19 protein-coding genes are annotated in these 21,181 nt (G+C 71.6%); 10 read left to right on the forward strand and 9 right to left on the reverse strand.

All coding sequences use genetic code 11. The annotated features are described in order from the left end of the window. Positions 1 to 58 precede the first annotated feature (58 nt). Positions 59 to 985: an ATP-binding cassette domain-containing protein gene (locus IEZ13_RS25860; RefSeq protein WP_203834093.1), complete on the forward strand. Its 927-nt coding sequence runs from the start codon at positions 59 to 61 to the stop codon at positions 983 to 985. Next, positions 982 to 1,749: an ABC transporter permease gene (locus IEZ13_RS25865; protein WP_183223639.1), complete on the forward strand. Its 768-nt coding sequence runs from the start codon at positions 982 to 984 to the stop codon at positions 1,747 to 1,749. Before IEZ13_RS25860 ends, IEZ13_RS25865 begins: the two co-directional genes overlap by 4 nt. Here the strand turns inward: IEZ13_RS25865 and IEZ13_RS25870 are convergent. After that, complete coding sequence (locus IEZ13_RS25870) at positions 1,725 to 4,751, reverse strand: ATP-binding protein (protein ID WP_183223641.1); 3,027 nt, start codon at positions 4,749 to 4,751, stop codon at positions 1,725 to 1,727. The genes IEZ13_RS25865 and IEZ13_RS25870 overlap by 25 nt on opposite strands. Positions 4,752 to 4,852: 101 nt before the next feature. Here IEZ13_RS25870 and IEZ13_RS25875 point away from each other — a divergent pair, with 101 nt between their 5' ends. Both IEZ13_RS25875 and IEZ13_RS25880 read left to right on the forward strand, forming a co-directional pair. Further along, on the forward strand, positions 4,853 to 5,512 hold the full coding sequence (locus IEZ13_RS25875) for a TetR/AcrR family transcriptional regulator (RefSeq protein ID WP_183223643.1): 660 nt from the start codon (positions 4,853 to 4,855) through the stop codon (positions 5,510 to 5,512). A 101-nt stretch (positions 5,513 to 5,613) separates the two neighbouring features. Further along, complete coding sequence (locus IEZ13_RS25880) at positions 5,614 to 7,410, forward strand: flavin-containing monooxygenase (RefSeq protein WP_183223645.1); 1,797 nt, start codon at positions 5,614 to 5,616, stop codon at positions 7,408 to 7,410. A 257-nt stretch (positions 7,411 to 7,667) separates the two neighbouring features. Here the strand turns inward: IEZ13_RS25880 and IEZ13_RS25885 are convergent, their stop codons facing one another. Next, the gene (locus IEZ13_RS25885) at positions 7,668 to 7,946 is read right to left on the reverse strand and encodes a hypothetical protein (protein ID WP_183223647.1); all 279 of its coding nucleotides are present in this window, start codon (positions 7,944 to 7,946) and stop codon (positions 7,668 to 7,670) included. Between the two features lie 174 nt (positions 7,947 to 8,120). On the opposite strand from IEZ13_RS25885, the gene IEZ13_RS25890 reads away from it, so the two are divergent. Then, positions 8,121 to 8,717: a hypothetical protein gene (locus tag IEZ13_RS25890; RefSeq protein WP_183223649.1), complete on the forward strand. Its 597-nt coding sequence runs from the start codon at positions 8,121 to 8,123 to the stop codon at positions 8,715 to 8,717. Positions 8,718 to 10,162: 1,445 nt separating this feature from the next. On the opposite strand, the gene IEZ13_RS25895 is transcribed toward IEZ13_RS25890, so the two are convergent. The 3 genes from IEZ13_RS25895 to IEZ13_RS25905 all read right to left on the reverse strand — a co-directional run bounded on the left by IEZ13_RS25895 (position 10,163) and on the right by IEZ13_RS25905 (position 11,929). Beyond that, on the reverse strand, positions 10,163 to 11,110 hold the full coding sequence (locus IEZ13_RS25895) for a hypothetical protein (protein WP_183223651.1): 948 nt from the start codon (positions 11,108 to 11,110) through the stop codon (positions 10,163 to 10,165). A 161-nt stretch (positions 11,111 to 11,271) separates the two neighbouring features. Next, positions 11,272 to 11,640, reverse strand: coding sequence for a DUF4259 domain-containing protein (locus IEZ13_RS25900; RefSeq protein ID WP_183223653.1), 369 nt, complete (start codon positions 11,638 to 11,640; stop codon positions 11,272 to 11,274). Between the two features lie 10 nt (positions 11,641 to 11,650). After that, entirely contained in the window at positions 11,651 to 11,929 is a 279-nt protein-coding gene (locus tag IEZ13_RS25905; RefSeq protein WP_183223655.1) for a M48 family metalloprotease, read from the reverse strand. Between the two features lie 48 nt (positions 11,930 to 11,977). Between IEZ13_RS25905 and IEZ13_RS25910 the strand changes: the two genes are divergently transcribed. Both IEZ13_RS25910 and IEZ13_RS25915 read left to right on the forward strand, forming a co-directional pair. After that, a complete protein-coding gene (locus tag IEZ13_RS25910) occupies positions 11,978 to 13,609 on the forward strand; it encodes an ABC transporter ATP-binding protein (RefSeq protein ID WP_183223657.1) in 1,632 nt (543 codons plus the stop codon). Further along, positions 13,606 to 15,234, forward strand: a complete 1,629-nt coding sequence (locus IEZ13_RS25915) for an ABC transporter ATP-binding protein (RefSeq protein WP_183223659.1) — start codon at positions 13,606 to 13,608, stop codon at positions 15,232 to 15,234. Before IEZ13_RS25910 ends, IEZ13_RS25915 begins: the two co-directional genes overlap by 4 nt. On the opposite strand, the gene IEZ13_RS25920 is transcribed toward IEZ13_RS25915, so the two are convergent. Continuing rightward, positions 15,215 to 15,835 carry a TetR/AcrR family transcriptional regulator gene (locus tag IEZ13_RS25920; protein ID WP_183223661.1) on the reverse strand — a complete coding sequence of 207 codons (621 nt, stop codon included), beginning with the start codon at positions 15,833 to 15,835 and terminating at the stop codon, positions 15,215 to 15,217. The two genes, IEZ13_RS25915 and IEZ13_RS25920, sit on opposite strands and share 20 nt — an antisense overlap. Before the next feature lie 29 nt (positions 15,836 to 15,864). Then, positions 15,865 to 17,082 (reverse strand): family 1 glycosylhydrolase, encoded by a 1,218-nt coding sequence (locus tag IEZ13_RS25925; protein ID WP_306421543.1) that lies wholly within the window; start codon positions 17,080 to 17,082, stop codon positions 15,865 to 15,867. Here IEZ13_RS25925 and IEZ13_RS25930 point away from each other — a divergent pair. After that, positions 17,045 to 17,818 carry an ATP-binding cassette domain-containing protein gene (locus IEZ13_RS25930; RefSeq protein ID WP_183223663.1) on the forward strand — a complete coding sequence of 258 codons (774 nt, stop codon included), beginning with the start codon at positions 17,045 to 17,047 and terminating at the stop codon, positions 17,816 to 17,818. The genes IEZ13_RS25925 and IEZ13_RS25930 overlap by 38 nt on opposite strands. Here the strand turns inward: IEZ13_RS25930 and IEZ13_RS46790 are convergent. Further along, positions 17,770 to 17,964, reverse strand: a complete 195-nt coding sequence (locus IEZ13_RS46790; protein ID WP_203834095.1) for a hypothetical protein — start codon at positions 17,962 to 17,964, stop codon at positions 17,770 to 17,772. The genes IEZ13_RS25930 and IEZ13_RS46790 overlap by 49 nt on opposite strands. On the opposite strand from IEZ13_RS46790, the gene IEZ13_RS25935 reads away from it, so the two are divergent. Together IEZ13_RS25935 and IEZ13_RS25940 are read left to right on the forward strand one after the other, a co-directional pair. Then, positions 17,954 to 18,958 (forward strand): FAD-dependent monooxygenase, encoded by a 1,005-nt coding sequence (locus IEZ13_RS25935; protein WP_203834096.1) that lies wholly within the window; start codon positions 17,954 to 17,956, stop codon positions 18,956 to 18,958. The genes IEZ13_RS46790 and IEZ13_RS25935 overlap by 11 nt on opposite strands. Further along, positions 18,943 to 20,271, forward strand: a complete 1,329-nt coding sequence (locus IEZ13_RS25940) for an FAD-binding oxidoreductase (RefSeq protein WP_203834097.1) — start codon at positions 18,943 to 18,945, stop codon at positions 20,269 to 20,271. Before IEZ13_RS25935 ends, IEZ13_RS25940 begins: the two co-directional genes overlap by 16 nt. Here the strand turns inward: IEZ13_RS25940 and IEZ13_RS25945 are convergent. After that, positions 20,252 to 21,181 carry a LysR family transcriptional regulator gene (locus IEZ13_RS25945; RefSeq protein ID WP_183223665.1) on the reverse strand — a complete coding sequence of 310 codons (930 nt, stop codon included), beginning with the start codon at positions 21,179 to 21,181 and terminating at the stop codon, positions 20,252 to 20,254. The genes IEZ13_RS25940 and IEZ13_RS25945 overlap by 20 nt on opposite strands.

Here is a 21,181-nt window from a genome sequence, read left to right on the forward strand (position 1 = left end):
GAGACGGTGAAACCGCGGTGAAACCGCCGTGATCCGGGCCGTGCGCATGGTCCCCACTATGACTGACATCCCGGCGATCGAGGTGACCGGCCTGCGCCGTTCCTACGGCGATCAGGTGGTGCTCGACGCCATCGACCTGCACGTTCCCGAAGGGTCCGTGTTCTCGCTGCTCGGCCCGAACGGGGCCGGAAAGACCACCATGGTGCGGATTCTCGCCACCCTGATCCGCGCGGACGAGGGCGTGGCCCGGATCTGTGGGCACGACGTGGCCCGCGAACCCGACCGGGTACGGGCCGTGATCGGCATGACCGGCCAGTTCTCGGCGCTCGACGACTATCTCACCGGCGAGGAGAACCTGCTGCTGATGGCCGATCTGAACCATCTCGGCCGAACGGAACGCCGACGGCGTACGAAGGATCTGCTGGACCGGTTCGGGCTGGCCGAGGCGGCGCGGAAGCCGGCGGTGACCTACTCGGGTGGCATGCGGCGCCGCCTGGATCTGGCCATGGGGCTGATGGGCCGCCCGAAAGTGATCTTCCTGGACGAGCCGACGACCGGCCTGGACCCGCGCAGCCGGCGCGACATGTGGCAGATCGTCCGCGACCTGGCCGGGCAGGGCGTGACGGCCCTGCTCACCACCCAGTACCTGGAGGAGGCGGATCAGCTCGCCGACCGGATCGCACTGCTCGACCACGGGCGGCTGGTCGCCGAGGGCAGCCCGGAGGAGCTCAAACGGCTGGTGCCGGGCGGGCACGTGGAGCTGCGGTTCGCCGATGATCAAGCGCTGAAGAGAGCGGCCGTGGCGCTGGACGTGCCGCCCGACGGGGAACCGCTGGTGCTGCGGGTGCCGGGCGACAACCGGATCCAGACGCTGCGGAACCTGCTGGGCCGGCTCGACGCGGCGGCGGTCGAGGTGGAGGCGCTGAGCGTGCACACGCCCGACCTGGACGACGTGTTCTTCGCGGTGACGGGAGCGGGCCGATGACCGATGGATTGATCATGCTGCGCCGCCAGTTCCGGCACATGGCCCGGGACCTGTCGACGACGCTGCTGCTGCTCGCCGTGCCGATCATCTTCCTGTTGTTGTTCGTCTATGTGCTCGGCGGGACGCTCGGCGACGGGCTGGGCGGCCAGGGTGGCCGGCAGGCGTACGTCAACTACGTCGTCCCCGGCATCCTGCTGATCACCGTGGCCAGCGCTGTCCAGGGCACCTCGATCGCGGTGGCGATCGACATGACCAGCGGCATCATGGACCGTTTCCGGACCATGGCGATCGCCCGGACCTCGGTGCTGACCGGCCATGTCCTGGGCAGTGTGCTCCAGATCCTGTGCCAGCTCCTGATCATCCTCGCGGTGGCGGTGCTCGTCGGTTTCCGGCCGGACGCGACCGTGACCGAGTGGCTGGCCACGGCGGCCCTGCTCACCGCCACGGCGTTCGCGCTGGTGTGGCTGGCCGTCGGGATGGGGCTGTCGGCGAAGTCGGTGAACGGGGCGAGCAACCTGCCGATGCCGTTGACGCTGCTGCCGCTCTTCGGCAGCGGGTTCGTGCCGACCGAGTCGATGCCGGCCGGGCTGAGCTGGTTCGCCGAACATCAGCCGTTCACGCCGATCATGGAGACGCTGCGCGGGCTGTTGCTCGGCACGCCGATCGGGAACAGCGGCGCGGTCGCGGCCGGCTGGTGCGGGGCGATCGCGGTGGCCGGTTACGTGTGGGCGAGGCGCAACTACGGTCGCGAGCGCAGCGCCTGAACCGCGGCCGCCCGCAGGAGTGGGCCGCCCAGGTGGGCGTAGGAGGAGACGGCCTCCTCGTACGCCCGCCGGTCGGCCTTCCCCGCGTCGGCCCGGGCGGCGGCCGTGGACATGGTCGGCTGGAAGTTGTGCAGGGTCCGGAACCGTTCGGCCAGCGCGATCATCCGGGCCGCGCCGGTGGCCCGATCCGGGTGGGTGAGGTCGGCGGTGGCCACGGCCAGCAGCAGAGTCCCGCAGATCGTCTGCTCGACCAGGTACGGCGGCGGATTGTCCAGCGGGTGGGTGAGCAGGTCGTGCAGCCGGGCGGGCAGGGCCGCCGCGATGTCGGCGACCAGGTCCAGCCGTCCGTGCCGGGCGTGTGCGATGACCGCCACCGACCGCGCCTCCATCACCCACGGGTCGATGACGCCGTAGGCCTCGCCGGCGTCGCGCAGTTGGTCGGCGACCCGCCGCCACAGCCGCAACCCGCCGTCGGAGTCACCGCGGGCGAACGCCAGCTCGGCACGGACGCCCAGGTCGTAGCCGATCGAGGAAGACTCCAGTTCCTCGGCGTACGCGACCGCGGCCACCCCCTCCAGCCAGCGCTCGGCCTCGTCGGCGTCCCCGATCTGGAGGTTGGCGAGCACCAGCCAGGTACGGGCGCCGGCCACCGTGGACTGCGCCCCGAGCCGTTCCATCACCGGCAGCGCCGCGAGCAGATGGTCCCGGGCGGCGGCGCCCTGTTCGAGATGCAGGCAGAGTTCGGCGACCCGGCAGTGGTTGACCGACCGCAGCCACGGCAGGTCCGGCCCGGAGAAATGGCCGAGCGCCTGCCGGGCGGCCGCCAGCGCCCCGTCGAGGTCGCCGGCGGCCTCCCGGTGGTAGCTGATCAGGATGCTCGCGGCGCCGGCGAGCAGCGGCTCGGGGCTCTCGCACAGCCGCTGGAGCTCGGCCGGGTCGCGGACCGCCGCGATCACCCGGTCGACCGCCGCGAGCACGGTGTCCGGGGCGGCCGGCCCGAGCCGGCGCAACGCGACGACGGCGCGGACCGGCCGGGCGCCCTCGGTGCCGAAGGTGGCGGCCAGCGCCAGCACCAGGGCGCCCCGGGTGACCTCGGCGAACTCCGGTTCCGGCCGGTAGTGCGACAGTGCCCAGGAGGTCTGCCGGGTCAGGACGGTGAGCCGCGGGTAGTCGGAGTCGACCAGCCAGCGGCCGCCGAGGACCGCGGTGACCGCCGCGATGGTGGGCCGGTCGTCCCGGTCGACGGCGAGACGCAGCGCGTGCTGGAGATTCTCCTGCTCCGCCTTGATCGCGACGGCCGAGGCGTACGGCTCCGGCCCGAACAGATGCGCGTGATGGGCGAGCCCGAACTCCCGCGCCCAGTCCAGAAGGGCCCCGGTCGGATCGGCCCCCGGCCGGGCGGCGCTGAACTCGCGGATCGTCTCCAGCATCCGCAGCCGGGTGCCGGACGGCGTGTCGTCCACGGTGAGCAGCGAATGGTCGACGAGGTGTTCGAGCAGCATGAGCGGGTCGCCGCCGAGCACCCGTTCGGCGGCCGCGACGGTGAACCCGCCGGGGAACACCGACAGCGCCCGCATCGCCTCCCGCCCCGCCGGGTCGAGCAGATTCCAGCTCCAGTCGACGACGGCGTGCAGCGTGTGGTGGCGGGCCGGGGCGTCCCGGGCGCCGCCGCGCAGCAGCCCGAACCGGTCGCCGAGCCGCCCGGCCAGGTCGCTCACCGACATGATCCGCACCCGGGCGGCGGCGAGTTCGACGGCGAGCGGCAGCCCGTCCAGATGCCGGCACACCCGCTCCACCTCGCCGGCCGGCAGGTCGACGCCGGGCCGCTGCGCCCGCGCACGCTGCTCGAACAGGGCCACGCTGGCCGGCAGGCTGAGCTCCGGCAGCCGGTAGACCGCCTCCGACGACAGCCCGAGCGGGGTACGCCCGGTGGTGAGCACCCGCACGTCGGCGTTCGACGCCACCAGGTCACCGACCACGGCGGCGACGTCGGCGACCACGTGCTCGCAGTTGTCCAGCACCAGCAGGTGTGCTCCGGCGGCGGCGGCCACCTCGGTGGCGACCTGGCCGGGACCGATGGCGGCGAGCGGGACCACGGTGACGGTGGGCATCTCGGCGCGGCGGGCGACCGCGTTGGCCAGACGCGTCTTGCCGAGCCCGCCCGGCCCGACGATCGAGACGACCCGGGAAGCACGCAGCAGCGCCTCCACCGCGGCGACGTCCTCGTCCCGGCCGAGCAGCGGATTCGGCTCGTAGGCGACCCCGTGCCGCACGGTCGGGGTGAGCCCGTGCAGCAGCCGCCGATACTCGGCCCGCACAGCCGCCCCCGGATCGGCGCCGAGCTCGTCACGCAGCGCCCGCCGGTAGTCGTCGTAGCGGGCCAGCGCGGTCGCCGGCCCGGCCGTCGCCGCCTCACAGCGCAGCAGCTCGACCAGGATCTCCTCGTCGCGGGGCCGATCCGCGGCCAGTTCGGCGAGCGGTCCGGCGGCCTCGGCGTGCCGGTCCAGCCGCGCCAGGGCGAGCGCGCGGGCCCGGGTCAGGGCGCGGTGCGCGGTCCGTCGTTCGGCCCGCAGCGCGGCGAGCCGGCTGTCGTCCTCCGGCTCGCCCGGCACGGTCCCCTGCCACAGCGCCAGTCCGGCGTCGGCGTGGGCGAGCGCGGCGGAATGGTCACCGTCGCGGGCACACCGGGCCGCCGCGGCGGCACGGATCAGCACGGCGGAGCTGTCCAGCTGATCGTCGGCCAGCGCCAGGCGATAACCCGTCGGGGTACGCACGACGACGTCCCCACCGAGCTGCGACCGTGCCCGGGACACCAGGATCTGCAACGCCTTCGGGGGATTCTCCGGCTGCTCGTCCGGCCACAGTGCCTCGATCAGCCGGCCGGTGCCGCAGCCGGTCCGCGGGTCCCCGGCGAGCAGTGCGAGCAGGTCCCGCAGCCGGGCGCCGGTGATCTCCCGGTCCCGGTGGGCCACCCGGGTCAGCAGGACGAGGTCGGGTGTCACCGGGTCAGCGTATCGCCGCCCGCTGAGCCGCCTCCGGCGTACGATCACCGGGTTTTATCCTGATCGCCGACCACTCTCGCACGTCGCACCGGAGCACGAGCATGAGTAACGCCAGGAGGGCGCGCGCCGAGCAGGTGGAGACGACCCGCGCGCGGATCCTGGAGACGGCGGAGCGGCTCTTCGCCGAGCACGGTGTCTTCACCGTGTCCAGCCGGCAGATCAGCGAGGCGGCCGGGCAGGGCAACAACGCGGCCGTCGGCTACCACTTCGGTGGCAAGAACGAGCTGGTCCGGGCGATCGTGCGGCGGCACGCGACGCCGACGGAGCGGATCCGGGAGCGACTGCTGGCCGAGCACGGCGGCAGCGAGCAGTTGCGGGACTGGGTGACCTGCGTGGTCCGGCCGATCACCGACCATCTCGCCACGCTGGGCAATCCGAGCTGGTACGCCCGGTTCGCGGCCCAGCTGATGACCGAGCCGAATCTCCGGCAGCTGGCGGTCGCCGAGGCGGGTTCCGCGCCGACCCTGCTCGCGGTCCTGGACGGTCTGCACCGGCGGCTGCCGCATCTGACCCCCGAGGTGTGGCAGGAGCGCGACGACATGGCGCACACCCTGATCATGCACTTCTGCGCGCGGCGGGAACGGGCCATGCCGGCCGGTGTGGACTCACGTTCCGTATGGGCGGCGACCGCGACTAGTCTGATCGACGCCCTCGAAGGGCTCTACGGGGCCCCGTGTCAGAGCATTCAGGACCGCAATTAACGCGACAGGCGGCCCCGCTTCACCATCTACATCAGTCAGTTGCTTTAAATTGATCGCCTGGCTGTGCCGCACCGGAAGCTCCCCCGCGAAAGGTCCCACGCATGTCCCCCTCCGGCATCCCCGCTACGCCCCACCGGTTCACCCCCGAGGAACTCACCGCTCTGCGCGCCAGATATCGCGCCGAGCGGGACCGCCGCATACGGCCGGACGGGGCCACCCAGTACCAGCGGGCGGCCGGCGAGTTCGGCGACTACGCCAAGGATCCGTACACGCCGTTCGCGGAACGGGAGCCGAAGACCGACCGGGTCGAGGCGGTGGTGATCGGCGGCGGGTTCGGCGGCCTGCTCACCGGCGCGCGGCTGCGGCAGGCCGGCGTCCAGCAGCTCCGGATGATCGACGAGGGCGGCGACTTCGGCGGCACCTGGTACTGGAACCGCTACCCGGGCGTCCACTGCGATATCGAGGCGACCGTCTACATGCCGCTGCTGGAGGAGGTCGGCCACGTCCCGGAGTGGCGCTACGCCCCCGGCGACGAGATCCGCCGGCACTGCGTCGCCATCGCCAAGCGGTTCGACCTGTACGACGACACCATGTTCCACACCCGCGTCACGTCGCTGACCTGGGACGACGCCGCCAACGAGTGGCAGGTCACCACCGACCGCGGTGACGATTTCCGGTCCCGTTACGTGGCGATCTCGTCGGGCACCATGACCCAGCCGAAGCTGCCCGGCATCCCCGGCATCCAGGACTTCCAGGGTCACACGTTCCACACCAGCCGGTGGGACTACGACTACACCGGCGACGACCTGTCGAAGCTGGCCGGACTTCGCGTCGCCGTGGTCGGCACCGGCGCCACCGCCATCCAGGTCGTCCCGCACCTGGCCGAGTCGGCCCAGCAGCTGTACGTCTTCCAGCGCACGCCGTCCACCGTGGACGTCCGCGGCAACCGGCCCACCGACCCGGCATGGGCGGCGTCGCTCCAGCCGGGCTGGCAGCAGGAGCGGATGGACAACTTCCTGACCATCGTCACCGGCGGCCACGTCGACCAGGACCTGATCGGCGACCGCTGGACGGCGACCGCCAAGCTCCAACGGCAGATGCTGACCGGCACGCTGGACCCGACCATCTCGGCGGAGGAACGCGAGTACCTCGACGAGATCGCCGACTTCCGGACGATGGACGAGATCCGCGCCCGGGTCGACGAGGTGGTCGAGGACCCGGCCGTCGCCGAGATCCTCAAGCCCTGGTACCGGTACATGTGCAAGCGGCCCACGTTCAGCGACTTCTACCTGCCGGCGTTCAACCGGCCCAACGTGACCCTGGTCGACACGGCCGACCACGGCGGCATCACCCGGATGACCCCGAACGCCATCGTCGTCGGCGACCAGGAGTACGAGGTGGACTGCGTCATCTTCGCCACCGGGTTCGAGGTCGGCATCTCCGGCGTGGTGTCCGGGACGCTGCCGGTCACCGGCCGGGGCGGGATGCCGCTGCTCGGCCACTGGCGCAACGGTCCGCGTACGCTGCACGGCTTCTACAGCCACGGCTTCCCGAACCTGTTCCACCTGGGGGCGCTGCAGAACGCGGCCGCGGTCAACTTCGTCCACGTGCTCCAGGAGCAGGCCACCCACATCGGCGCCGTGGTCGCCGAGGCCACCAAGCGCGGCGCGATCCGGGTGGAGCCGACCGCGGAGGCCGAGGAGGGCTGGGTGCGGACCATCTTCGAGACCGCCCCGAACAACTTCAACTTCCAGGCCGAGTGCACGCCCGGCTACTACAACGGCGAGGGCAACCCGCGGCCGGTGAACTTCTCCTACGGTCCCGGCCCGGTCGTCTTCCACGAGTTGCTGCGCACCTGGCGCGCCGAGGGCATGGACGACGTCCTGGTCACGAACTGAGTCTGCGCAGCACCGCGAGGAACGTCTCACGCTCGGGCGGCGTCAACCGCCCGAGCACTTCCTCCCCGCCCCGTTCGACCAGCTTCTGGCCGCCCTGGGCCGCAACCCTTGAACCCATTTCCGGTACGCGTGTCGTCGCCCTCAACCGCACATACGGCAGTTCCCGTGAGTCCACGCGACCATCTGCCCGGTCAAGCCTGTGCCGCCCCCGCCGGGCTCAGATCGATGCTCCCGCAGGCCGAGCAAGGATGGACCGGCTACTTTCGGGCCGCTCGTTCCGCCAGGTACGACTTGAGCAGCACACCGCCGATCACCGCGACCACCACCACGGTCCCCGCGATGATCAGGGCGAACACGCCGTCACCCTGCTTCTCCCGGAGCATCATGGCTCCGTTGACCATGAAGTAGGTGCCGGCGATCAGTCCAGCCAGGGTGAAGACCCAACTGTTGTTCAGCGGCTTGCGGGCGGGCGGCTCCGGCACGGCATCGGCACCGGCGTCCCGCGGCTTGGACGAGTCGTCGTTGATCGAGGTCACGTCTGCAGTATCGGCCATGGGGTTCGACAGAAAAGTCATCAGGCCCCTGTCAGACGCCGCCGCTCTTGACGGAGATCAACGGTGATCATAATGTGTGCACGTTCACACACCGTTCTCCTGCCGCTTCGGGGCCCGGTGAGGCATGCACGCGCAGCGGAATGCAGGGAGTCATCCATGTCCATGGCAAGCGCCGTCCGACGCCCCCGGTTTCTCGTCTTCTGCGTACTGACGGTGGCACTCCTCGCGGCGTCGATCGGGCCGCTGACGGCATTCGCGAGCGCGGCCACCCTGCAATGCGACCCCGCCAACGGCGCCTACGTGTTCGTCCGGACCGCCGGGGCGAACGGTCTCGGGCACGTGGGCTGGGGCTACCGGCTCACCTGCGACGGCAGCTACGCCTTCGGCTCCGTGGAGAACCCCACCGGCAAGGCACACATCGACAAAGGCTTCGACAACGGCTTCTGGCGCGGAAGCGGCACCGAGCAGGAGATGCTGACCGCAATGAGGTCCCACGGCTACAACGCCTACAAGAGGATCACGGGTTCCCGGTCGACTCTCGACACCGGCCCCGCCGATGTGGTCGCGGCAGCCTCGGCCGGCCGGGGCTACGACGTCATCGGCAACAACTGCGCCGACAACGTGTGGGACGTGCTGCACGCCTACGGGGTCCCGGACCTGCCCTACCTCCAGCTGCACCCCGCTCCCAACAACTGGTACGCCACCCTGGGCCACACCGCAAACGCCGACTGGGCCACATCAACCACCCTGTAGCCCACCCGCCACCATCGCTGGACGGGGTGACGCACAGAGGTCCTCGAGGCTGGGCGCGACATCTTTCGTCACCGATTTCCCCAGCAAGTCCTCAGCGCAGTCACGACTTTCCACCAAGCGAAACGGCCGAGGCGCCCGCTACCGATGAGAATGTCACGGACCGAGTCCCAGCGCGCAATTCACCCGTCACCTCTGGGGGTCACAACATTTCCCAGGATTGTAAGGTGCGACTCATGAGCTGATCGCAAATAGGCGATGCTCGGGCGTTATTCTTGGCGGGTTCCGCGCGCTGGCTCAGGTGGATGCGACAGCGGCGGGTCTCGCCGAATTCCTCTCCGGCCATCGGAGAGTCCTGGCCGGATTCCTTGGTAAAGGCGCCGCCCCGGGCAAAGGGCTACCGAACGACTTCGGCGGGCACACCCGAAACCCGATCGCCGGTTCGCGATCGAAGCCGTCACCGGGCGCCGAGCCGCGGGGCATGGCGGGCCAGCCGAAGTCTCCCGGCTGGCCGTAGGTGCTGTTTCAACTCGGCCGAGACAACCCTGACAACCAGCCGAAACCCTTCGACTGACCCCGACCACTGCTCCGACACGGCCGAAGCAACCCTGACAGCTGGCTGGACCGTCTCGGCCGACTGTCGACGGTCGGGCCATGGGGTGTAGCGGTGAGATCGCGGCGTGCGGCCTATGGGGCGCTTCGGGCGTGGGCGGTGCGGTTGCGGGAGGGTGGAGAGAGTCAGTTGCGGTGGATGGTCTGCGACTGTCCGGTGCGCACCGCGCGGGAGGCTGCGGCCGTTCAGCGAGATCGACCGGCCGGGCGGCGGGACCGGACCCACCAGGCGGGGCCGGTAAGGTGGCCGGGTCGGGGTGGAGGCGGCGAAGCTTTTCGGCGTGGCGGCGTTCAAGGCCGAAAGCGCGACGCCGCTGTTGCATGCGACGAAACTCCTCGCGCTCGGGAGAATGGTTGCGCGCCTTCGACGGGTCGCGCATCTCCGCGGTCTGTGCCCTGCTGAAAAGCGACCCCTGCCCCATGACTGAATTCTTCCGCGATCCGATCCCGAAGTGTAAGCGGATGATCATGCCATCCTGTTTTCCACCGACAGCTCGGAGCCGATCAACCGCGGTGACAGATTGACAATGCACCGGAAAGCGGCGCGGATTTGCAATCAGGCTGACGGCGTACGATTCCCAAAGGGATCGGCGCGTCATGGTCAGGGACGGTTGTGCACGAACCACGGCGACCTCCCATCGGCTCAGTTCGAGGTTCGGGGCGAGCGCCTCGAGCTGGCCGGCCACGGTCCACGCCTCGTCGCCGGGGGCCGGGCGACGCCCACCTGGAACTGGAGCATGGTGCCCCATGAGGCGACCAGACGGGCGTCCCACCGGTGACGCCACCGCGCCAGCACCTCGGCGAGCTTGTGCTGGTGGTCCCGGGTGAGGGCGCCGTCACGTCAAGGGGATCGCCGGGCGGAGCCGCATCGTGCCGTAATCGTCATCGCTCGCGACCTCGGCCGCGTGATCGTCGTCGCGGAATGCGGTGGCGATCGTCAGCCAGGGGAGGAAGCTGCCGGAACCACCGCAGACGGCGGTCCCGCCGTCACCACCGCACAGCACGTCACGGATGGCCGTGCGCTCCTCGCGATAGGGATCCTGCCCGATGTTCAGGCCGAACAGGTTGGGTCCACGGTGCGGACCGGTTCTCGCCGACCACGGGTCACTCTCCGGATTCGCGTCTCCCCATCGGAACAGGGTGGTCGCGCCGGCACCGCACGCGTGCTCCCACTCGTCCGGCGTCAGCAGTCGCTGTCCGAGCCCGGCGAGCCGGGCGACCTCGCCATCGTACGAGGGAGCATCGAGCAGCCAGGCGGCCTCGACGGTCCAGTCCGGTCGCAGGGTCACCCGGGCGGCGCCCGCCCACTCGGCCTGCCCCGGCGCGGGTTCCGCCGCCGGTCTGGGCTGACGCTGGAGCCGGTCGACACGCCGTACGATGTCGGGGTGGTCTGGCGGCACCGCGACCGCGCCCGCCTCGACGGCTTCGACGGCCACCAGCAACGGAGGCACCACAACGGTCCGCCGGGGTGAGGTGACCGAGTCGGTGAACTGCCGGATGTCCCGCTCGATGCCGTACTCGGCCGCGCTGTCCGCGAAGCAGGCCTCCTGCTGCGGCGTCGGCTCGAAACGGTCGCCGTCGAAGCCCACCGTCACCTCACCGCCGGGCACGAACGCGAACCGCTCGCCGCCCACCACGAAACCCGCGACCGGTACGCGCCGGCCGGCGTATTCGTGGGCTCGGAACTCCGCCAGTTCGGCCCCGGATCGTACGGCGATCGACGTCGCCACCTTCTCGGCCGCAACGGTATCCAGGCCGAACCACTGCGCCGCGTCGATGATCACCGCCGCAGCCTAGTCGGACGGCATCCGGGGGGCGGACCTCGACACCGTCTGCCGGTACGCCGACGTGGGCGTGGACCGGCTCATCATCGAGTTGGAAGGCATCGACGACGACGCGGTCGACGGCCTGATCGAGTCCGTCGGGGAGATGGCCGGCCGCGGAGTCAGCTGATCCGGATCGCCTCGACGAGCTGGTCGAACGTGCGCTCCAGTGCCGCTCGCCGCTGCGCCCGGTGCTCCGGGGCCGGCGACAATCCGTCGATGTTGGCGTCCCAGACGGCCAGGTAGGTCGCCTTCCACGCCTCGACCGTCGCGGCCTCGGGCAGCACGACGCCGACCCAGCGCCGGCTCGCCAGGACGTGCAGGATCTCGAGATTGCAGGGCACGGCGACACCCCAGTACTCGTCGGGCTCCAGCTCGACCGGATCGCCGGACATCGCCTCCTCGACCTCGCTCACCAGCCGCTCGGTGAGAATCGACAGATGGTCGGCGGCCGTGTCGCTGTCGAAGTTGCCGGCTCCCCAGGTACCCATGCCCGGCACCCTATCCGTAGGTGAGTTCGCGCTGGACGCGCTTCTGGTGCACGGCGAGTTCCTCGTCGATGCGGGCGGCGTCGCTGGCGGTCAGCCTGACAGTGGCGGTCTGCCTGGGGTGTCGCTCGAGCACCCACTCCTGCGGTTCGAGCGTCGCCCACAACGGCAGTCCGATGCAGAGCACGCGGGTGCGGCGCACGCCGACGGCGGTGGTGAACGCGTTCAGGTCGTATCCGAGCATCACCTTCTGCGGCATCGGCGCCCCGACCGTGGTGGCGACACTCCTCACCAGCGCGTTACGCTATTTTCGTACGCGTACAGAAAAGGAGGGAGAGTGATGGTCGCCGACGTCTTGCGCCCCCATGGGCCGAAATTCGCCCTGGTCGCGGCTCTTCAGGTGATGGGGGCCGTGGCCGGGCTCGCGCCGCTGCTCGCCGTCGCCGAGCTGGGTCGCGTCCTGCTGTCGCCCGGCCCGCCCGACCGCGCCCACGTCTGGACCGTCGTGCTGGCCGGCGCCGCGGGACTGCTGGTGCGGCTCGTATTCACCGGGGCGTCGGCCGGGCTCGGGCACGTTCTCGACGGTGAGGTGCAGCTCGGGCTGCGGCGGGAGCTGGCCGCCACGCTGGGGCGGGCGCCGATCGGCTGGTTCGGGCGGCGCCGCAGCGGGGAGCTGGCCCGGGTCGCCGGCGAGGACGTGGACGCGGTGCACCCGTTCATCGCGCACGCGCCCGGTGAGCTGACCGCCGCGTTCGTCGTGCCGCTCGTGTCGCTGGTCTATCTGCTGGGCGTCGACTGGCGGCTCACCCTGATCACCCTGGTTCCGGTGCTGGTGGCGGTGGCGCTCGTGCCGCTGCTGATGCTGCCGGCCCGGGTGCGCGAGCAGCACGCCTACGACGCGGCGATGGGGCGGATCGCGGCCGCCGTGGTCGAGTTCGTGCAAGGCATCGCGGTGGTGAAGGCGTTCGGTGGGGCCGGGCGGGCGCACCGCCGGTTCGTGGCGGCGGCCGACGAGTTCACCGAGGTGTTCACCCGCTGGGTGCGCGGGGTGTCGGCGGTCGCGGCCGGGATGCAGCTGGCGCTGTCGCCGCCGGTGGTGCTGCTGGCCGTGCTGACCGGCGGCACGATCCGGATCACCTCGGGTGGGCTGGCGCCGGCCGATCTGCTGCCGTTCCTGCTGCTGGGGCTGGGGTTGACCGCCCCGGTGGCGGCGCTCGGGCACGGGTTCGACGATCTGCAGGCGGCCGGGCGGGCGGTCGGCCGGATCCGGGCCGTGCTGGCGACGCCGCCGTTGCCCGAACCGGAACGGCCGGTGCTGCCGGACGGCGACCGGGTGGAGTTGCGTGGGGTGCGGTTCGCCTACGACGACGGGCCGGAGGTGCTGCGCGGCGTCGACCTGGTGCTCGAACCGGGGACCGTCACGGCGCTGACCGGGCCGTCCGGTGGCGGCAAGTCGACGCTGGTGCGGTTGTTGCCGCGGTTCTTCGATCCGGCCGGCGGGGCGGTGCTGCTCGGCGGGGCCGACCTGCGCGACATCGGGTCCCGGGAGCTGTACCGGCGGATCGCGTTCGTCTTCCAGGACGTGCGGTTGCTGCGCGCCTCGGTGGCCGACAACATCGCGCTCGCCGTTCCGCACGCGAGCTTCGACGACGTGGTGCGGGCGGCGCGGCTCGCGCACATCCATGACCGGATTCTGCGGCTTCCGCACGGGTACGACACGGTGCTCGGTGAGCAGGCCACCCTCTCCGGCGGGGAGGCGCAGCGGATCGCCCTGGCCCGGGCACTGATCGCGGACACCCCGGTGCTGGTGCTGGACGAGGCGACCGCCTTCGCCGATCCGCTGACCGACCGGGCGATCCGGGACACCCTCGCGGGGCTGCGGGGGCGGACGGTTCTGGTGATCGCCCACCGGCCGGAGACGATCGCGGCCGCCGACGCCGTCGTACGCCTGGAGAACGGGGTGATCCGGTGATCCGCACACTGCTGCGGGCGGGCGGCGCCGCGTACGCCGTACCCATCGCCTTGATGACCGCCGCCGCCTTCCTGGAGGGTCTGCTCTACGCCCTGATCGTGCCGATCCTGAAAGACCCGGCGGCCGCATGGCCGTGGCTGCTCGGTTTCGCGGCGGCCGTGGCGGCGCTCGGCGTGCTGCGCTACGCGGCCGACCTGTCCGGCATGCGGGTCGGCACCACCCTGCTGCGCGGCATGTACCACCGGCTCGGCGACCACCTGGCCCGGCTGCCGCTGGGCTGGTACGACAGGGCCCGCGTCGGCGAGGTGTCCGGCCTGGCCGGCCGGGGCCTGCTCGCCGCACTGGGCGTGTCGGCGCACCTGCTGGGCCCGTTCATCGCGGCATGCGTGACCCCGCTGACGATCGTCGTGGTGATCACCGCCTACGACTGGCGGCTCGGCCTGGCCGCGCTCGCCGCCGCCCCGCTGGTGCTGCTGGCCGTCCGGAAGCGGCCGGCCGGCGACGGGCACGCCGAGGTCGGTGACGAGGCCGCCGCCCGGGTCGTCGAGTTCCTCCAGGCCCAGCCGGTGCTGCGCGCGGGCGGGCGGACCGGCGAGCGGTTCGCGCTGCTCGACGACGCGCTCCGGGATCTCGAACGGGCGTCACGCCGCCGGGCGCTGTCGGTGCTGCCGGGGGCGGTCGGCATGGCCTTCACCGTGCAGACGGCCTTCACCGCCGTCCTGGCCCTCGGCGCGTACCTGGCGCTCGGCGGCCACCTCGGCGTGGCCGAACTGCTGGCGATCCTGGTGCTGGCGGCCCGCGCCGCCGACCCGCTGCTGTCGCTGACCGACATCGGCGGCAGACTACGGGCCGCGCGGACCGAACTGGAGCGGCTCGACCGGCTGCTCGACACTCCGCTGCTGCCGGAGACCGGGCATCCGGTCCGGCCGGACCGCGACGACCTGGAGTTCGACGGCGTCTCCTTCCGCGGCCTCACCGGGCTGTCGCTGTCGGTGCCGCAGGGTCAGCGCCTGGCCGTGGTCGGTCCGTCCGGCGCCGGGAAGACCACGTTGTTGCAGCTCATCGCCCGGTTCCACGACGTCGGGGAAGGCACGGTACGCCTCGGCGGCGTGGACGTCCGCGACATCGCGCCGGACGAGCTGATGTCCCGGATCGCGATCGTCTTCCAGGACACCTACCTGTTCGACGGGACGATCGAGGAGAACGTACGGCTGGGCCGCCCGGAAGCCACCGACGCCGAGGTGCGGGCCGTATCGACCGCCGCCCGGCTGCCGAGCGGCTGGGACACGACCGTCGGCGAGGGCGGCGCCCGGCTGTCCGGTGGTGAGCGCCAGCGGGTGTCGATCGCCCGCGCGCTGCTCAAGGACGCCCCGATCGTGCTGCTCGACGAGGTGACCTCGGCGCTGGATCCGGAGAACGAGGCGGCCGTGCACGACGGCATCGAACGGCTGATGGCCGGCCGGACCGTGGTGATGGTCGCGCACCGGATGGGCACGGTCCGCCGCGCCGACCGGATCGTCTTCCTCGACGAGGGCCGGATCGTCGAGGACGGCACACACGAGGAGTTGTCGGCGCTCGGCGGCCGCTACGCCGAATTCTGTGCAACTACCCCAGCAACCCGTTGACGATCGCGGTGATGCCCCGCCGGTGGGTGTCGCGGGCGTTGAGCTCGGCCCAGCGCCCGGCGACCGCCGCGAGCCGGGGATGCGTGTCCGCGGTCAGGGCGGCGACCGTCTCGTTCTCGCCGACCCGGCCGTGGCGGGCGACCCGGATCACCAGGTCGCCGACGATGTAGAACCAGATCGTCCGGTAGACGTAGACGGCGTCGTCGCCGGAGCACCCGTGGTCGGCGGCCGCGCCGATCATCGCCTCCACGATCCACAACGCGGACGGGCCGATCAGGTCCTTGCCGGTCAGCACCTCGACGATCCACGGCCGTTCCGCCAGCAGCTCGTAGAGCAGCACCGACGCCTCGATCAGCCGCTCCCGCGGATCGTCCGGGAACGACGGCCGCGGCATGGCCCGCGCCTGCGACTCCATCACGTGCACGAGCAGGTCGTCCTTGTCGCGCACGTGGTGGTAGACGGCCATCGGCGCGCTGCCCAGGTCGGTGGCGAGCCGCCGCATCGACAGCTTCTCCAGGCCCTCGGTCTCGAGGATGCGGGTGGCCGCGGCGACGATCGCGTCCAGGGACAGGCGCGCCGGCCGGCCGACATTCGCTGGCATCGCCCCATCCTCGCGGATGGGGCGACGCGTCAGCCGTTCAGGGCCCGCTTGCGGTAGGCGGCGACCAGGTCGGCGTAGACCCCGGCACTGATCTTCGGGGTACGGGCGAACGTGTCCCGGTCCACCTCGAACAGGCCCAGCCGGTGCCCGTACCCGAAGATCCACTCGAAGTTGTCGAGCAGTGTCCAGTGCAGGTAGCCGAGCACCGGCACCCCGTCGTCGACGGCCGCGTACAGCCCGGCCAGCGACGGTTCGAGGAAGCCGGCCCGCAGCGTGTCGTCGGCGGTGGCCATGCCGTGCTCGGTGACCAGCACCGGGACACCGGTCTCGGCGTGCACGTAGCGGACCGCGCCGCCGAGCGACTCGGGGTCGACGGCGCTGCCCATCTGGTTGCGCGGGGCGTCCGCCGGGATCGCGACGGCGCCACTGCCGTCGTAGTGCAGTCGTTCGTAGTTCTGCACGCCGACGAAGTCGTCGTCGCGCGCCAGGTGCAGCCAGCGTTCGTACACCTCTGATCTTTTGCGGTCACGCACCGACGGGTCGTCGCCGTCGACGACGTCGTCGGCCACCGCCAGCGACAGGCCCACCGGCAGATCCGGGCGGCGGGCCTTGATGGCGGCCCGCGCGGCCCGGTGGCCGGCCTCCATGCCGTCGGCGAGGGCGTCCATCTCCTCCGGCAGCATCACGTTCGCGACCCGGTATCTGGTCACCCCGGCTGCCGCGGTCGCGGCTTCGAGCGTCTGACGTTCCAGCTCGCGTACGAACGACGGCAGCTCCATCCAGCTGAGCAGCCGGGCGAGGTTGGGCTCGTTCATGGTGACCGCGACGGCGATCCGGTCCCCGAACCGGGCCGTCACCGCGTCGCAGTAGCGGGCGAACAGCCGTGGAGCCTCCGGGTTCAGCCACCCGCCGGCGGCCGCGAACCAGTGCGGCGAGGTGAAGTGGTTGAACGTGACCACCGGCGCGAGCCCCACCGCGAGGCAGTGGTCGACGATCGCCTCGTAGTGGTCCAGGGCCGCTTCGTCGTACGTACCCTCGGAAGGCTCGATGCGTGCCCATTCACCGAGAAGCGGTAGGCGTTCAGGCCGAGGCCGGAGGCGAGGCCGATGTCCTCGCGCCACCGCACCCAGCTGTCGGTGGCCGGCCCGGACGGCTCGCGGAAGACGGTCGGGGTGACGTTCTGGCCGCAGCATCCACGAAAGGACTCTGATGACGACCCCCGCGCTGAAACTCAGCGGCATCGACATGCACTACGGCTACGTCCGCGCCCTGGCCGGCATCGACTTCCACGTCGACCCGGGCGAGGTGGTCGGCCTGCTCGGCGACAACGGCGCCGGCAAGTCCACCCTGCTCAAGGTGATGTCCGGCGCGCACCGGCCGAGCGGCGGCACCATCGCCGTGCACGGGAAGGAGGTGGAGTTCCACTCCCCCAGCGACTCGTCGGCGGCCGGCATCCAGATGGTCTACCAGGATCTGGCGCTCGTCGACGCGCAGGACATCTCCACCAACCTCAACATCGGCCGGGAGATCCGCTACAAGGGCCCGCTCGGCTGGCTCGGGTTCGTCGACCGCAGGGCGATGCGCAAACGCTCCGAGGCCGAACTCGACCGGCTCGGCGTACGGACCGCCCCGATGACCCGGCCGGTGGAGATGCTCTCCGGCGGCCAGCGGCAGGTCGTCGCCCTGGCCCGCAGCGCCATCCGGGTCACCGGCGAGGCCGACGGCGTCCTGCTGCTCGACGAACCCACCGCGGCGCTCGGCTACGAGCAGACCAGGCAGGTCGAGGCCCTGATCCGCCGGCTGGCCGGGCAGGGTGTGGCGATCGTGCTGGTCACCCACAACCTTCCGCTCTGCTACGAGGTGGCCGACCGGGTGGTCGTGCTGAATCGTGGCAGCAAGGTCGCCGACGTGCCGATGGCCGGAACCGAACCCGATCACGTCGTCGGCTGGATCACCGGCGCCCGCCCCTCCCAGTTCGCCTGAGTTTCGAGGAGAAGAAGATGACGACCTCCCGAGTCCTCGTCGTCGGCGGCGGCATCACCGGCGGTGTGCTCGCGCTCGGCCTGGCCCAGCGCGGTGTGCGGGTCATCCTGGCCGAGTTGCGCGGTGCCCTCGGCGGTGTCGGCCACGGCATCACGCTGCAGGGCAACGCTCAAGGCGTTCCACACCGTCGGCATCCACGACGAGCTCGCCGAGCACGGCTTCGCCTTCGACAGGCTGCGCATGTTCCGCGCGGACGGCGTACCGATGATGGAGATGCCCGCGCCCCCGATGGGCGGCGACGCGGTCCCGCCGACGATGGGCGCGTTGCGCGCCGACCTGGCCGACATCCTGGCCCGGCGGGTCGTCGGCGCCGGCGTCGACGTGCGGCTGGGCTGCACGGTCACCGCGCTGGACGACCGCGGCGACCACGTCGTGGCCACCCTCTCCGACGGCACGGAAGAGACCGTCGACCTGGTCGTCGGCGCCGACGGCATCCGCTCGCAGATCCGTTCGATGATCGGCATCGACGCGCGGCCGAAGCCGGTCGGCATGGGCATCTGGCGGGTGGTCGCCAAGCGGCCCGACGCCATGGACTGCTCCGGCCTCTACTACGGCGGCCCCAAGTACAAGGCCGGCTACACGCCGATCTCGGAGAGCCTCTGCTACGCGTTCCTGCTCGAGGAGAACCTGGACCGCTCGTTCGTCGGCGAACACCCCAACGGCAAGATCATGAAAGAGCACGGGCAGGGGTACGGCGGCGTCTGGGGCCAGGTACGCGACAGCCTCGCCGACGACGCGATCGTCAACTACCAGCACATCGAGGCGATCCTGATCGACGGCCCGTGGCACCGCGGCCGGGTGATCGTGATCGGCGACGCGGCGCACGCCTGCCCGCCGCTGATCGCCCAGGGCGCGGCCATGTGCGCCGAGGACGCCGTGGTGCTCGCCGAGATGCTGACCGCCGGGAACCCGATCGACGAGGTGCTGCCGGCCTTCCACGCCCGCCGCTTCCCCCGGGTCAGGATGGTCCTGGACAACAGCCTCACCCTCGCCCAGTGGGAGATCCACCCGGACACGCCGGGCGCCGACCCGGGCCGGATCATGGGCCAGACCCTCGGCGCCCTGTGCGCCCCGGCATGACCGGGATCCTCTATCCCGGCGACGCCGGGTTCGAGCCGGCCCGCGTCGACCGGATCTTCAACCGCCGGCTGCCCGGGCGGCAGCCGGCGGCGATCCTCAAGGCCACGAACATAGAAGACGTTCAAGCGGGGGTACGCCTGGCGCGCGACCGTGGCTGGCAGGTCGCGGTCCGGTCCGGCGGGCACAGTTGGGCGCAGTGGTCGATCCGTGACGACGCCCTGGTCATCGACCTCGGCGGGCTCCGGGAGATGAGCTACGACCCGTTGTCTTCGGTGGTTTCCGTGTCCCCGGCGATCAAGGGCGGTCTCGAGCTGGCGCCGTTCCTGGAGGAACAGGGCCGGTTCTTCGTGGGCGGCCACTGCCCGACCGTCGGCCTCGGCGGGTTCCTGTTGCAGGGCGGGCAGGGCTGGAACGCCCGCGGCTGGGGCTGGGCCGCCGAATACGTGGAGGCGGTCGACGTGGTCACCGCCGACGGCGACCTGGTGCGGGCGTCGGCGACCGAGAACGAGGACCTGTACTGGGCGGCGCGCGGCACCGGACCCGGGTTCCCCGGCGTGGTCGTCCGGTTCCACCTGCGGACCCTGCCGATGCCCGGGCACGTCGCGCACACCGTGCAGGCGTACCGGCTGGACGACTTCGACGAGGTCATGACGTGGCTGCACGGCATGCACCACACGGTCGCGAGCAGCGTGGAGATCGTCGCGCTCACCAAGACCGACCCGGTCCTGTCACCGGCGCCGGTGCTGCTGGTGACCGCGGTCGCCCTGGTCTCCTGCGCCTCGGAGGCGGATGCGGCGCTCGCCCCGTTCCGGGACAACCCGGCGCTCGACCGGGCCCTGCTGTCGATCGACGCCGTCCCCACCACGCTCACCAGCCAGCGGGAGCGGCAGCTCGCCGACAACCCGGAAGGCCACCGGTGGGCGGTCGACAACGCGTGGCTGTCCGGGCCGGCGGAGAAGGTGGTGCCGGCGATGCGGCGCGCCTACACGACACTGCCGAACGCGAAGGCGTTCACCATCTGGTTCAGCATGGCGCCGCTGCGGGAGCTGCCGGACATGGCGTTCTCGGTGCAGTCGGAGATCTATCTGGCGTCGTACGTGCTGTGGGAGGACCCGGCCGACGACGAGCGCTGCCAGGAGTGGCTGGCCGGCGCCATGGCCGACCTTTCGCCCGTCGCCGTGGGCGCCTACCTGGGCGACAGCGACCTGCGGCGGCGGCCGATGCGGGTGCTCTCCGAGCAGGCCGAGGGCCGCTACCGGGAGATCCTCGACGTCCGGGACCCGGGCCGGCTGTTCACCGGCTACCTGACGTGACCTTCAACTCGGCGGCCAGCGCGTCGAACCGGGCGAACAGCCAGCGGTGCGCCGGGTCGGCCAGCCGGTCGCGGCCGTACCAGTAGCCCTCGGCCAGCAGCACCTCACCGAACGGCGGCTCGATCACCGTGATCGGGCCGCCCGGCGCCAGGTGCAGCCGGGCCAGCCGTTCCGGCACCACGGCCACCATCTCGGTGCCCTCGATGACGAACGCCAGCGGCAGGAACCCGGGCACCTGCAGGACGATCCGCCGGTCGATGCCGTGCTCGCCGAACACCCGGTCGACCGGGGTGAGGATGCCCGGCCCGAACGTCGCCACGGCATGCGGCAGCTCGGCCAGATCGGCCAGGGTCAGGCCGCCGGCGGCCAGCCGCGGATGCTTGCGGTCGGCGATCAGCACCATCCGGTCGCGCCACAGCATCCGCCGCTGCCCGGGGAACCCGAAGCCGAGCGGCGCGACCAGGGCGTCGTACTCCAGCAGGGTCCGCGACGACGTACGCGCCTTCGGCCCGATCCGCTCGATCGACAGCCGCACCCCGGGAGCGGTGGCCCGCAGCAGCCGGACCAGCGGCTCGTGCAGCACGGCGATCGCGTAGTCGCTCATTGCCAGCCGGAACGTCCGCTCGCTGGTGGCGGCGTCGAAGTGGTCCTCCAACTCCAGGGCGCGGGCGATCAGCCGGACCGCCCGCTGCACCTCCGGCAGCAGGTCACGGGCGAACGGCGTCAGCTCGTAGTCCCGGCCGGCCCGGACCAGCAGCTCGTCGTCGAAGCGGCGGCGCAGCTTGGCCAGGGCGGCGCTCATCGCGGGCTGGCCCACCTCGAGGCGTGCCCCGGCCCGGGTCACGTTGCCCTCCTCCAGCAGGACACGCAGGAACAGCAGCAGGTTCAGATCGGTGCCGCCCAGCGTCAT

It is taken from the genome of Actinoplanes campanulatus (assembly GCF_014647795.1).
Lineage (GTDB): Bacteria > Actinomycetota > Actinomycetes > Mycobacteriales > Micromonosporaceae > Actinoplanes > Actinoplanes campanulatus.